This window comes from Demequina gelatinilytica (genome assembly GCF_000971115.1).
In the GTDB taxonomy this organism is placed as follows: domain Bacteria; phylum Actinomycetota; class Actinomycetes; order Actinomycetales; family Demequinaceae; genus Demequina; species Demequina gelatinilytica.
In genome coordinates this window covers 50,447-64,364 of sequence record NZ_BBLV01000006.1, presented here as the reverse complement: position 1 = coordinate 64,364, position 13,918 = coordinate 50,447, and the positions used below count along the sequence as shown (strand labels likewise).

At 71.2% G+C, this 13,918-nt stretch carries 7 protein-coding genes; 1 reads left to right on the top strand and 6 read right to left on the bottom strand.

Annotated features, from left to right (window positions below; genetic code table 11):
* The 3 genes from AOM00_RS06310 to AOM00_RS06300 are packed head-to-tail and all read right to left on the bottom strand — an operon-like array spanning position 1 to position 4,546.
* Positions 1–1,959, bottom strand: coding sequence for a glycosyl hydrolase (locus AOM00_RS06310; protein ID WP_156159065.1), 1,959 nt, complete (start codon positions 1,957–1,959; stop codon positions 1–3).
* An 11-nt stretch (positions 1,960–1,970) separates the two neighbouring features.
* Entirely contained in the window at positions 1,971–2,696 is a 726-nt protein-coding gene (locus AOM00_RS06305; RefSeq protein WP_062516982.1) for an efflux RND transporter periplasmic adaptor subunit, read from the bottom strand.
* On the bottom strand, positions 2,693–4,546 hold the full coding sequence (locus AOM00_RS06300; RefSeq protein ID WP_062516981.1) for a glycosyltransferase family 2 protein: 1,854 nt from the start codon (positions 4,544–4,546) through the stop codon (positions 2,693–2,695). The genes AOM00_RS06305 and AOM00_RS06300 overlap by 4 nt, the downstream gene beginning before the upstream one ends.
* 342 nt (positions 4,547–4,888) lie before the next feature.
* Between AOM00_RS06300 and pulA the strand changes: the two genes are divergently transcribed.
* Positions 4,889–10,696, top strand: coding sequence for a pullulanase-type alpha-1,6-glucosidase (gene pulA, locus AOM00_RS06295; RefSeq protein ID WP_082096726.1), 5,808 nt, complete (start codon positions 4,889–4,891; stop codon positions 10,694–10,696).
* 120 nt (positions 10,697–10,816) lie between these two features.
* On the opposite strand, the gene AOM00_RS06290 is transcribed toward pulA, so the two are convergent.
* The 3 genes from AOM00_RS06290 to AOM00_RS06280 form a co-directional block, all read right to left on the bottom strand.
* On the bottom strand, positions 10,817–11,053 hold the full coding sequence (locus tag AOM00_RS06290; RefSeq protein ID WP_062516980.1) for a hypothetical protein: 237 nt from the start codon (positions 11,051–11,053) through the stop codon (positions 10,817–10,819).
* 322 nt (positions 11,054–11,375) lie between these two features.
* Complete coding sequence (locus AOM00_RS06285; protein ID WP_062516979.1) at positions 11,376–12,110, bottom strand: phosphoadenylyl-sulfate reductase; 735 nt, start codon at positions 12,108–12,110, stop codon at positions 11,376–11,378.
* The gene (locus tag AOM00_RS06280) at positions 12,107–13,894 is read right to left on the bottom strand and encodes a nitrite/sulfite reductase (protein WP_304524074.1); all 1,788 of its coding nucleotides are present in this window, start codon (positions 13,892–13,894) and stop codon (positions 12,107–12,109) included. Before AOM00_RS06280 ends, AOM00_RS06285 begins: the two co-directional genes overlap by 4 nt.
* Positions 13,895–13,918 lie beyond the last annotated feature (24 nt).

Here is a 13,918-nt window from a genome sequence, read left to right as displayed (position 1 = left end):
TCAGCCGGCCGCCGCGATCCATGCGAGCAGCCACGTGCGGGAGTCGCCGTCGTCGATCGCATCGTCCGGAAGGTCCACCGCGGTCGTCCACGCCGCCGCCCGCTCCTCGTCGCCGGCGAGCGCGCGGTACATGAGCAGGTAGTCGGCGAACATCGCCGGCAGCGAGGCCTGGCCCCACGCCTCGTCCACGGTGGAGACGATGCGCTCCGCCGGGACCTCCGCGAGCGTCGCCATGGACGTCGGCTGGCCGGGGATCACCTGGATCCCCAGCATGGCCGCAGGCTCCGCCGAGAACCACGTCGCGTAGTCGCGCTTGGCGCCCCACTCGATCGCGACGACGCCGTGCGCGAACTCCGGGAAGGCGGACAGGTCCGGCGCGAGCTGCAGGCGTCGCGCCGCCTCCGACTCCGCGGACAGCATCCACCGCGCGGAGCCGCCCAGGTCGGCGTCGTCGGTCACCTCGGCCCAGAGCGCGACCGCGTTCCACGCGAGCACCGCCTCGGAGCTCGACTCCTGGTTGTTGCCGTCCGCGAACGGGCTGGTGCCGCTCGCCCACGAGTGCCCCGCGACGGGATCGAAGACGCGCCGGACGGGGAACGACTCCGAGGTGCCGGGCGCCGCGATGTCCTCCGCGACCAGGTCCATCACCGGCGCGATCCGCGCGGCCAGCTCGGGATCGCGCGCCCCCGCCACCGCGGCCGCGTACAGCAGGTAGCCGTAGTGGAAGTGATGGTCGTTGAACTGCTCGGAGCCGAAGGCGGTCGCGAGGCCCACCACTCCCCGCAGGGTGGCGTCGTAGGTGAAGCATCGCTCCGCCCGCGAGGCGCAGCCCGCAGCCTCGCCCCACAGGTCGAGCTGCTCCGCGAGCGACCGCTGGAGGCGGTCCGCCACCTCGTGGGAGCCGAGCGCATCGGCCACCTGCACCAGGTTGGCGAGCCGGTACAGCGCCTTCGATCCGAAGTACGTGTCCGCGGGCAGCTCGAGTGCGGCATCCGCGTCCGCCGTCAGCGCCTCGGTGACCGCCTTCCGCTCGGGGCCGGTGATCCCGGAGAGGTCGAGCGAGGCGGAGGGCTCGACCAACGGCACGGCCCATGACACCTCCGCGGCCTCGCACACCGAGTACGTCCCGTGGATGGTCGCGTACGACCCGAGCGTGCACTCGAGCCCCTCCGCGCGGGAGGCCGGCACCGCGACCACGGTCGGCACGTCCGCGTAGGCCACCGTGGTGGTGGCGGCCTCACCCAGGGAGAACGATGCATCGGCGCCCCGCGCGAGCGGTCCGAGCGCGGCGGCGAACGCGAGCGCATCGCCCCCGTCGGGTACCGCGAAGAGCTGAGCCGTCCCGCCGGGGTCGAGCGACAGCGAGGTGCCGTCGACGGAGCCGCCGTCGATCGCGAGCCCGTAGGTGGTCTCGCCCACGGTCGCCGTGGCGACGCCGTCGCCTGCGTCCGCGAAGGCCACGGAGAGCGTGGCCTCGGTGCCGCCCTCGACGGTGAATCCGATGACCGGGACGCCCTGCGCGAGCACCACGTCCACCGGGCCGAGCGTCAGGGTGGTCCCCACGGGGGTCGCCTCCGTCACCTCGCCGTAGCCGCTCGCCCCGGCGAACGTCAGGGTGACGTCCGTGACGGCGGGCGCGACGATGGCGTTCTCCGACGCGACGGGCCGCGTGAGCCCCGCCGCGAAGCCGCCGTCGACCGCCTGGAAGGACAGCGGGGCGGGGAACACCGGCAGGCCCGTGTCCCCGAAGGCGAGCGCCGAGTACCAGCGGTTGGTCGGCGGCACCACGTCCTCCGCCACGCGCGTGGTCACCGCGGCATCGGCGGCCGCGGGCAGGATCGACGGGTCGGGTCCGTCGGTGCGGGCACCCGGACCGCCCGAGGCGCTGCCGGAGGCACCGGGCTCGGATGGACCCGAGCACGCCGCGAGCGCGAGCGCGGAGGCCGCGATGAGAGTCATGACGCCGCCCTTCATAGGCCCACCCGCCTCGCGAGATCGCCGAGCGCGGCGGTGACATCCGCGAGCGGGCCGTCGTCGCGCAGCTCGAGCGTCGCGTCGAGCGGCGTCCCGGGCTGGAGCAGCTCGGTGTCGACGATGCCGAGCAGCTCGTCGGAGTCGATCCGTGCGGTCACCACCGCGCCGCCGTCGATGGTCTCCACCTGGAAGTCCTCGACCTCGCCGGTGACGGTGGTGCCGTCCGGAAGGCGCAGCTCGACCGGGGCGGAGTCGGGCACGCGCGCGAAGTCGCGCGTGGTGAGCTCGAAGGTCGCCTCGACGTACTCGCTGTCGGTGGCGTCGATGGTCGCCATGACGGCGCCGGTGCCGGCGAAGCTCCCGGCGTCCACGTCGAACGCGGTGAGGGTGCCGTCGACGTTGGCCCGCACGGTGACGGTGCCGTCCTTGTCGAAGCGTCCCTGCTGCACGGAGGCGAGGCGCTCGCGGATGTCGCGGCGCAGGGCGGCGCTCTCGATGGTGAACAGCCGCTGGCCCTCGAGCACGGTGTCGCCCTCCTCGACGAACGTCTCGAGGACCAGGCCTCCGTAGTCGCTGCCGACGTCGTACTGCTGCGCCTGGATCTGAGCGGAGGAGCTCAGCACCTGCGTCTGGCGGCGGTTGAACACGAGCGTCGCGGCGGCGACGATCAGGAGCACCACCAGCATGCCCGCGACCAGCTTGAATCGGTTACCCCAGGTCATCGTCGTGCCTCCCTTCGTGCGCGGCGTCCCACGAGCGGCGCGGGCTCCTCGGCGGCCGGGGGACGATGCGCGAGCAGCGGTGCGGGCGGCGCATCGTGCACCCGGGTCGCCCCCGCATGGGCGGGCTCCGGCGCACGGGCTCCTGCCGCGGCCCACGCGGGGATGCGACGGGGCTGGGACTCGCGGGCGGCGATGCCGGCCGTGACCTGCTCGGGGCGGGCGACCACCGTCGCGGGCTCGCGCGGCACATCGTCCGCGGGGGCCGTCGGCGGGGCCAGGGCGCGACCCTTCCTCAGGGCGCGCGCCTCGCGGCGTGCCGCGAGCAGGAACGCCCCGAGGATCACCGTGTTGGTGACGTTCCATGCGGTCGCGAGCGTGGGCACGCGGTTGTCCCAGTCGCGCCACACCGCCACCACCGAGGTGAGCAGGAGGAACTCGAAGAACAGCACCTGCGGCACGATGAAGTTGAACGGGGAGCGCGCCCGGGTGGACCCCGTGGACGTCCAGCCCACGTCCCGGTGCGTGAAGGCGTTGACGAAGGCCTTGAGGTAGATGGGGAAGGACACGGTCGACAGGGTCAGCGTCTGCCAGCGGAAGGACCCGAGCGTGAACCATGCGAGCCCGATCTGCATGAGGTAGAAGCCCGCATAGAAGAACAGCCAGGTCCCCACGGAGATGGACAGCGCCATGGGACGCAGGTCGAAGTAGATCTCGAGGGGCGGCACCAGGAGCAGGAGGAGCGGTGCGATGCCCGTGAGGTAGAACGTCGCCGTCACGAGGTACTGGATGCGCTGGTCCGCCGTGAGGTTGCGGCGCGGGCTCAGCGGGTTGTGGGTCAGGAGGATCTCGAATCCACCCGTCGCCCAGCGCAGCTGCTGCTTCGCGTACGCCTCGACGGTCTCGGGCGCATCCCCGATCGCGAGCACGGTGGGGATGTAGACGGACCGCCAGCCGCGCTCATGCATGAGGATCGACGTCCACACGTCCTCGGACTTCGAGTCCGTGTAGATGCCGCCCACGTCCTCGACCGCGGTGCGCCGGAACACCACGTTGGTGCCCACGCAGAACGCGGCGTTGAAGCGGTTGCGGCCGGGCTGCACGAACCGGTAGAAGACGGCCTGCATGTAGCCCGCACCCTTGGCGATGGTGGTGTGCAGGTTGCCGTACGTCTGCGGCGTCTGCACGAACGCGACGTCGTCGTCCACGAAGAACGGCACCGTCTCGAGCAGGAAGTGCGGGTAGGGCACGAAGTCCGCGTCGAAGATCGCGAACAGCTCGCCCTTGGCCAGCGTGAGCGCGTGGTTGACGTTGCCGGCCTTCTGCCCGCCCGAGCTGAGCCGGCGGATGTAGCGCGCGCCCAGCTCGTGCGCCAGGTCCCGGACCTGGTCGCTGCGGCCGTCGTCGAGCACCCACGTCCGGTGCCTGCCGTGCATCGCGACGGCCGCGGCGACGGTGCGGCGGATGGTCTCGACGGGCTCGCCGTAGACGGTGACGAACACGTCGACCGTGATGCGCCGCCCCGCGAGCTCGAAGGGCCAGGCGGTCGGCTCGCCCGCGGCGGACCGGCCGAGCAGGTGCTCGCGCGCCTGGTGGAACCGGTAGCCGCGCGGGTCGACGGCGCCCGCCAGGATGGTCCACATCGACAGCAGCGCGTGGAAGACGAGCACCGACTCCGCGGAGATGACGAGCACCCACGGGATGACGTCGCCCCGGTTCGCGGGGTTCAGCAGGAACCCGGAGTAGACCAGGATCCCGAGCGTGGCGAGCACCACGAGCAGGGTGAGGACGGGGGAATGGCCCGTCGCGCGGTCCCGGGAGACGGGCGGCGGGGAGGCGTCGAGCGATCGCATGATCGGCTCCTCTCGGCGCAGGCGAACTTGTCGCGTGGAGGCGGGAGGTGAGGATCGGCGGCGTTGGCGGCGGCGCTCCCTCGCGGGGCGCCCTGCGGTGCAGCTGCGGGTCGATGCGTGGCCACTGTACGCATGCCCGCGCAAAGATGGTCAAGTGCAAACAATCTGCGCATAAGCCCCACGATCGGAATCGCAGCTTCCTGTTGCAAGCGTTTACATCCCCCGCTACGCTCGCGCACATTCGGACATCTCGCATCACAACGTCGTGAACCGGCCACACCGACGTGGCCCCGAACCAGGGAGCACCCCTTGTCCAAGACCGCGCCGTCCACACCCCCCACCATGCGCGGCGTCGCCGCGCTCCTGGCTGTAGCGCTCACGGTGGCCTTCGCCGCCCTCACCGGCGTCGCCGCGCCCTCCGCTGCCGCCGACCGCACCTTCGCGCTCGTCGGCAACCTTCAGGACGAGCTCGGCTGCCCCGGCGACTGGCAGCCCGAGTGCGTCGAGACGGAGCTCGCGCCGACCGGCACGCCTGACCTCTACGCCGCCGAGCTCGACGTCCCCGCCGGCACCTATGAGTACAAGGTCGCGGTGGACGATGCGTGGGACGAGTCGTACGGGCTCGACGGCGGCGCCGCGAACATCCCGCTCGCGCTGCCGAACGCCGCGACGCTGCGCTTCCTGTTCGACGACGCGGCCAAGCGGGTGGGGCTCGAGGTGGTCTCCCTCGAGGGCGGCTACACCGCGGCGGACGATGCGCTCATCGCCGACCCGGTGCGCCAGGCCGGCTCCGATGAGCAGTTCTACTTCGTCATGACCGACCGTTTCGCCAACGGCGACGCCTCGAACGACGAGGGCGGTCTCACGGGGGACAGCCTCACCACGGGCTTCGACCCCACCGACAAGGGCTTCTACAACGGCGGCGACCTCGCGGGCCTGGCCGCGAACCTCGACTACATCGAGGGGCTCGGCACCACCGCCATCTGGCTCACCCCGTCGTTCAAGAACCGCCCGGTCCAGGGCACGGGCGCCGATGCGAGCGCCGGCTATCACGGCTACTGGGTCACGGACTTCACGCAGATCGACCCGCACCTGGGCACCAACGAGGAGCTCGAGGCGCTCATCGCCGACGCGCACGCGCGCGGCATCAAGGTCTACTTCGACATCATCACCAACCACACCGCCGACGTGATCGACTACGAGGAGGGCGAGTACTCGTACATCGAGCAGGCGGACGAGCCCTACCTGACCGCGACCGGCGACGCCTTCGACCCGGCCGCCTACGCGGGCACCGGGACCTTCCCCGACCTCGACGCCGCCACCTCGTTCCCCTACACGCCCGTGGTGGCCGCCGAGGACGCGGACCTCAAGGTCCCGTCGTGGCTCAACGACACGACGCTGTACCACAACCGCGGCGACTCGACCTGGACGGGGGAGTCGGTCACGTACGGCGACTTCGTGGGCCTCGACGACCTCATGACGGAGCACCCGACCGTGGTCGAGGGCTTCGTCGACGTGTACGAGGGCTGGATCGACCTGGGCATCGACGGCTTCCGCATCGATACCGCCAAGCACGTGAACTTCGAGTTCTGGGAGCAGTGGAGCGAGGAGGTGCTCGCATACGCGCAGGCCCACGGCAAGCCCGACTTCTTCATGTTCGGCGAGGTCTACGACGCGGACCCGGTCAAGCTCGCCCCGTACATCCGCGACACCGACATGAGCTCGGTGCTCGACTTCACCTTCCAGTCCTCGGCGGTGAGCTACGCGAGCGGCAACTCCGCCAAGGGGCTGAGCCAGCTCTACGCGGGCGACGACCGCTACACCACCCCGGACAGCTCCGCGACGGCGCTGCCGACCTTCCTGGGCAACCACGACATGGGCCGCGTCGGCTACTTCATGCGCAACACCGACGCCCCCCTCGAGCGGACGATGCTCGCGAACGACCTCATGTTCCTGGGACGCGGCCAGCCGGTGGTCTACTACGGCGACGAGCAGGGCTTCGTGGGTGCCGATCCCGGCAACGACAAGAGCGCGCGCCAGTCGCTCTTCGCCTCCCAGGTGACCGAGTACACCGACCAGACGCTCCTCACCGGGGAGACCGTCGGCAGCGTCGACCGCTACGACACCGACGCGCCGGTCTATCAGCAGATCGCCGAGCTCTCGGCGCTGCGCGAGGCCTACCCCGCGCTCGGCACCGGCGCGCAGATCGAGCGCTACGTCTCCGACGGCGCGGGCGTGTACGCCTTCTCACGCGTCGACCCTGACGAGCGCGTCGAGCACCTGGTCGCGCTCAACAACACGGGCGCGGACCTCACGGTCGACATCCCGACGCTGACCTCGGGCGCCACCTTCGACGGCGTCTACGGCACGGGGTCCTCGGGAGCGGGGGCCACGGTCGCGGCGGACGATGCGGGGGTCGCCACGGTGACCGTGCCCGCCCTGGGGGCGGTGGTCCTGCGCGCGGACGGGGAGGTGAGCGCACCCGCCGCGGCGGCCGAGCTCACCGTGACGGCGCCGAGCCCCGGCGCGGAGGCCGCCGGGCAGATGGCGGTCAGCGCCGAGGCTGACGGCTCGTGGCGCGAGACGAGCTTCGCGTGGCGCGTGGTCGGCGCCGATGAGTGGACCGCGCTCGGCACTTCCGAGGACGCGACGCCGCGCGTGTTCCACGATGTCCCCGACCTTCCGGACGGCACGCTGCTCGAGTACCGAGCGGTGTCCGTCGACGCTGCAGGCCAGGTCTCGGCGGCCTCGACCTACGCCTCAGTCGGCCACGCGGTGTCGCTGACCGTGGAGGAGGAGCCGGAGGTCACGTACGACTCGGTCACCATCGCGGGTGACCTCGACTCGGAGATCGGCTGTGCGGGCGACTGGGACGCGGCGTGCGAGGCCGCGATGCTCACCGAGGGCCCCGCCGGCATCTGGACGGGCACGTTCGACGTCCCCGCGGGCGACTGGCAGTACAAGGTCGCGATCGACGGCTCGTGGACCCTCAACTTCGGCGCGAACGGCGTCAAGGACGGCCCGAACATCGCCATCACCCACGGCGGTGGTGAGATCACGTTCTACTTCGACGCGCGCAGCAGCATCGTGCAGTCGACCGCGGAGGGGCCCATCGTGACCCTGCCCGGCAGCTACCAGGCCGCGATCGGCTGCCCCGGCGACTGGCAGCCCGACTGCCTGCTCAGCCTCATGGCGGACGGCGACAAGGACGGCGTCTACACCTTCTCCACGACGGACATCCCGGCCGGGGCGTACGAGCTCAAGGTCGCGCACGGCCTGAGCTGGGACGAGAACTACGGCCAGGACGGCGTGCCCGGCGGAGCGAACATGTCCTTCTCCACCGACGATGGCGAGATGGTGACGTTCCACTACGCCCTCGCGACGCACCTCCTCGAGATCGAGGTCGCGAACCCGCCGCTGCCCGGCACGGGCGAGTCGCGCGCGTACTGGATCGACGCGGAGACGCTCGCGTGGCCCGCCGACCTGGGCGATGGGGACACGTTCCGGCTCTATGCCTCGTCCGACGCGGCGCTCGCGGTCGCGGACGGCGCGGTGACCGGCGGCGACGGGGTCGACCTCACCGTGATCCCCGAGGGGCTGACGGAGGAGCAGCTCGAGCGCTTCCGCGCCCTCGACGGCTACGTGGCGCTGCACCTCGACGCGGACCGGGCGGCCATCCAGGAGATCCTGCGCGGCCAGCTCGCGGTCGCGCAGACGTCCGGCGGCGAGCTCACCGCGATGACCGGCGTGCAGATCGCGGGCGTGCTCGACGACCTCTACGCGGAGGCGGCGGCCGGCACCGGGCTCGGCGCCGTCTACGGGGACGGCGGGCTCGCGCTCACCGTATGGGCTCCCACCGCGCAGCAGGCGACGCTCCTCACGTGGGAGCCTGGCGCGACGGGCGACCCCGCGCGTCACGCGGCCACCTATGACGCCGCGACCGGCATCTGGTCCGTCGAGGACCAGGCGCTCGACGGCGCCGAGTACCTGTGGGAGCTGGTGGTCTACGCGCCGAGCACGGGCGCGATCGAGACCAACCGGGTGACCGACCCCTACTCGGTCGCGCTCACGCTCAACTCGGAGCGTTCGGTCGCGATCGACCTCTCCGACCCCGAGTGGCGGCCGGAGGCATGGGAGGACACCCCGTCGCCCATCGTCGAGCGCGCGGTGGACCAGACCATCTACGAGCTCCACATCCGCGACTTCTCGATCGGCGACGAGTCCGTGCCCGAGGTCGAGCGCGGCACCTACCTCGCCTTCACGGAGGACGGCGCGGGTCGAGCGCAGCTGCGCCAGCTCGCGAAGGCGGGCATCACCACGGTGCACCTGCTGCCGTCCTTCGACCTCGCGACCATCGAGGAGGACCGCTCGGCGCAGCTCGAGCCCGCATGCGACCTCGCGTCCTTCGCGCCCGACTCCGACGAGCAGCAGGCGTGCGTGATGGCCGTGGCCGATCAGGACGGCTTCAACTGGGGCTACGACCCGTTCCACTACACGGTGCCCGAGGGCTCCTACGCGGTGGACGCGGACGGCGGCGCCCGCGTGAGCGAGTTCCGCGCGATGGTCGGTGCGCTCCACGAGGACGGCCTCCAGGTGGTGCTCGACCAGGTGTTCAACCACACGGCGGCCTCGGGGCAGGCGGAGCGGTCCGTGCTCGACCAGGTGGTGCCCGGCTACTACCAGCGGCTCAGTGCGACGGGAGCGATCGAGACCTCGACCTGCTGCCAGAACGTCGCGACCGAGAACGCGATGGCCGGCAGGCTCATGGTCGACTCCGTGGTGACCTGGGCCAGGGACTACAAGGTCGACGGCTTCCGCTTCGACCTCATGGGCCACCACTCGCGCGAGAACATGCTGGACATCCGCGCGGCGCTCGATGCGCTCACGCTCGAGGACGACGGCGTCGACGGGTCCGCGATCTACCTCTACGGCGAGGGCTGGAACTTCGGCGAGGTCGCGGACGATGCGCTGTTCGACCAGGCGCGCCAGGGCGCCTTGGGCGGGACGGGCATCGGCACCTTCTCCGACCGTCTGCGCGACGCCGTCCACGGCGGCAGCCCGGTCGACGGCTCGTCGACGTTCCAGCAGGGCTTCGGCACAGGGCTCGGCACGGACCCGAACGGCGATCCCATCAACGGCACGGAGGAGGAGGCCCTGGCCGATCTCGCGCATCAGACCGACCTGGTGAAGCTCGGCCTCGCGGGCAACCTCCGCGCCTACGAGCTGACGGCGTCGACGGGCGAGGTGCTGCGCGGCGACGAGCTCGACTATCGCGGCTCGCCCGCCGGCTATGCCGACGAGCCTGACGAGGTGATCACCTACGTCGACGCGCATGACAACGAGACGCTGTTCGATCTCGGGGTCTTCAAGCTCCCGACCGACACCTCGATGGCGGACCGCATCCGCATGAACACGCTGTCGCTCGCGACGACCGCGTACGCGCAGACGCCGTCCTTCTGGCACGCCGGCACCGAGCTGCTGCGCTCCAAGTCGCTCGACCGGAACAGCTACAACTCGGGCGACTGGTTCAACCGCGTCGACTGGACGGGTCGGGAGTCGACCTTCGGCTCGGGCCTGCCGCCGGCCGCGGACAACTCGGGGAAGTGGGAGATCATGGCGCCGCTGCTCGCCGATGCGTCGCTCAAGCCCGGCGCGGAGGACATCGCGTCCGCGGAGGCGTCCGCGCTCGACCTTCTCGAGGTCCGCACCGAGGTGCCGCTGCTGCGCCTGGGGTCTGCCGAGCTGATCCAGCAGAAGGTGACGTTCCCGGGCTCGGGCACGGAGGCGACGCCGGGGCTGATCGTCATGCTCATCGACGATCTGGTCGGCGAGGACGTGGATCCGGAGCTGGCCGGTGCGCTCGTGGTGTTCAACGCGTCGCCCGACGCGATCACGGAGACGCTCCCCGAGCTCCAGGGTCGCAAGTTCGCTCTCACGCGCGCGCTCGCGAAGGGCTCGGACCCGGTGGTGAAGACCACCGGCTTCGCGTTCAAGACGGGCACCGTGACCATCCCTGCGCGCACCGTCGCGGTGCTGGTCGAGGGCCAGTCGAAGGGTGGCGGCAAGGGCAACGGCTCGGGCCACGGGAAGGGCCACGGCAAGGGCGGCCGCGGCGACGAGCACGGCGCGGGGAAGCCGGGGCTCCTCTAGGACGTACGCGGCGCCCCGGGGGAGTGTCCGCTCCCGGGGCGCCATGCGCAGCGTCCAGCGGCGATCAGCCGACGTGGATGCCGCACTCCGTGTTGCCCTGGTGGACCCGGTGACGCGGGTTCAGCCAGGCCCTGCGCTGTGCGCGGCCGGCTGCCGATCTGCGGCGGCACGTCGACGGATCCGCAGGCGCCAGGCGAGCCCGACGAACAGGATCGAGCAGCCAGCCACCTGCGTCCCGACCAGCGTGTAGAGCAGGGACCACTCGGTCACCCACACGACCGCATTCGCGATGGCAGCCAAGGATGCCGCAAACAAGAGCGCGAACGCCGTCGGGTGTGCTCGCATCCAGTTGGTCATGAGCGGTTGCCTCACATTCGCTCGTGCTGAGCGCGCCTCGGTCTTCGTTGATCGGGATCAGGACGCCGACAACATCGGCCATCTCCGCCATCGTCAGGAGGGGCCACGTCCGCACTCAACGTAGCTGCGGTGTTCATGGGATCGCAAGCCCTGGTCGGCGGCAAGATGGCTCGTAGATGCGGATTCGACCGCCGCCCCGGCCGAGCGCCGTCGGAGGTCCTCAGTGCCCGATCGACGCGATTCTGCGCACTGCGAACCTCACAGGGCGTGGTCGGGGTCGCGTGGGCAGGGCAGGGCGCGAGCAGGTGGCGATCCGGGCGCCTCAGCCGACGTGGATGCCGCACTCCGTCTTGCCCTGGCCTGCCCAGCGGCCCGAGCGCGGGTCCGCGCCCGGCGCGACCGGCTTGGTGCAGGGAAGGCAGCCGATGCTCGGGTAGCCCTGGGCGACCAAGGGGTTCCGCGGGAGCGCGTGGGCCTCCTGGTACGCCTCGACGGCGGCATCGTCCCAGAGCGCGAGCGGGTTGATCTTGACCAGCCCGTGCTTGGCGTCCCAGGACACCACCGGCATCTCCGACCGGGTGAGCGCATCCACCCGACGCGCGCCGGTCACCCACGCGGCGTACCCGCCCAGCGCCTTCTTCAGCGGGTCGACCTTGCGCATCTGGCAGCACAGGCCCGGGTCGCGCGCGAACAGGTCCTTGCCGTAGCGCTCGTCCTGCTCGGCGACCGTGAGCTCGGGCAGCACGTCGACGATGGTCACGGGGAACGCCTCGGCTGCGGCGTCGCGCGTCGCGACCGTCTCCGCGAAGTGGTACCCGGTCTCGAGGAAGAGCACGTCCACGCCTGACAGCCGCGTCCCGAACATGTGCGGGAGGATCGTGTCCTGCATCGACGCCGCGATCGCGAGGCCGTGGCCGAACGTCGCGACCGCCCAGTCGGCGATGTGCGCGGCGCTCGCGGTGAGCAGGCGCTCGTTGACCTCGGCGCACGTCTCGGGCGTCCACTCGGAGGGGTTGAGAAGGGTGAGCGACGCCGCGCCCAACCCTGGCAGCGTCATCGGATCAGCTCCTCGTCCACCCGGAAGGCCCAGTCCGCGAACGGCTCGCCGTCCTCGCGCGTGTCCAGGTAGTTCTGGGTGACGCGCTCGACGTACTCGGGCATGCCCTTCTCGGTGACCTTGTGAGCGCGGATCTTGCGGCCGAAGTCGTTGTCCTCGCCGCGGCCCAGGCGCCCGCCCAGGTGGACCTGGAAGCCGGGGACCTGCTCGCCCGACTCCTCGTCCAGCACCAGCTGGCCCTTGAAGCCGATGTCCGCGATCTGCACGCGCGCGCACGAGTTCGGGCAGCCGTTGACGTGCACCGTGATGGGGTTGTCGAGCGTGGGGAACTTCTGGTCGAGCACCTTCACCACCTCGCGCGCGGTCGCCTTGGTCTCGACGATCGCGAGCTTGCAGTACTCGATACCGGTGCACGCGATGACGTTGCGGTGGAACTCGCCGGGCTCGGACTCGAGCTCGAGCGCGCGCAGGCCGTTGACCACGTCCGAGACCCGGTCCTCCGGGATGTCGAGGATCAGGATCTTCTGCAGCGGCGTCAGGCGGATGCGGTCCGAGCCCACGGACTCCGCGATCTCCGCGATGCGCTGGAGCTTGGTGCCGGAGATGCGGCCGGCGACGGGGGCGACGCCCACGTACCAGTTGCCGTCCTTCTGCTGGTGGATGCCCACGTGGTCGCCGCGATCGCCCGGCGTCGCCGTCTTGGGCGCGGGGCCCTCGGGGAGCTCGTAGCCCAGGTAGTCGTCCTGCAGCACCTGGAGGAACTTCTCCGGGCCCCACGCCTTGAGCACGAACTTGAGGCGGGCGCGCGTCCGCAGGCGGCGGTAGCCGTGGTCACGGAAGATGCTGACCACGCCCTTCCACACCTCGTGCGCGATCTCGGGCTTCACGAACACGCCCAGGCGCGCGCCGAGCATCGGGTTCACCGACAGCCCGCCGCCGACCCACAGGTCGTAGCCGACGCCCAGCTCGGGGTGCTCCACCGCGCAGAACGCGATGTCCTGGACCTCGTGCAGGATGTCGGGGACCGGCTGGCCGGTGAACGCGGTCTTGAACTTGCGCGGCAGGTTCGAGAACTCGGGGGAGCCGATGTACAGCTCCTTGATCTGCTCGATCTGCGGCGTGGGGTCGATCAGCTCGTCCTTCGAGACCCCGGCGACGGGGGAGGCGAGGATCACGCGCGGGACGTCGCCGCACGCCTCCTCGGAGCCGAGCCCCACGGCCTCCGTACGGCGGAAGATCTCCGGCACGTCCTCGATGCGGATCCAGTGGAGCTGGATGTTCTGGCGGTCGGACACGTCCGCGGTCTCGCGGCCGAACTCGCTCGAGATCTGACCGATCTCGCGGGCCTGGGCGACGGAGAGCTGTCCGCCGTCGGATCGGACGCGGAGCATGAAGTACTCGTCGTCCAGCTGGTGCGGCTCGAGGATCGCGGTCTTGCCGCCGTCGATCCCGGGCCGGCGCTGCGTGTACAGGCCCCACCAGCGGAAGCGGCCACGCAGGTCCGTGGGAGGGATCGACCAGAAGCCCCACTTGGAGTAGAGGTTCTCGATGCGCCCCCGGACCTCGAGGGGGTCGCCGGTCGACTTGAACTCCTCGTTCGGGTTGAGCGGCGTGCGGTCGCCCGCGGCCCACTGGCCGTCCTTCGACGCGGTGTTCTTGCGTGCCGCGGCCTCGCGGGTGCGGATCAGGCGCGCCTCCTCGCGGTGGCGGCGGCGCTCCTCGGCGTCGCTCAGCGCCTGAGGGGCAGGGGTGGTGGCCCCGGTCTGCTCGGTGGTGGTGCTCACAGCGGCTCCAGGAGTGTTCAGGAG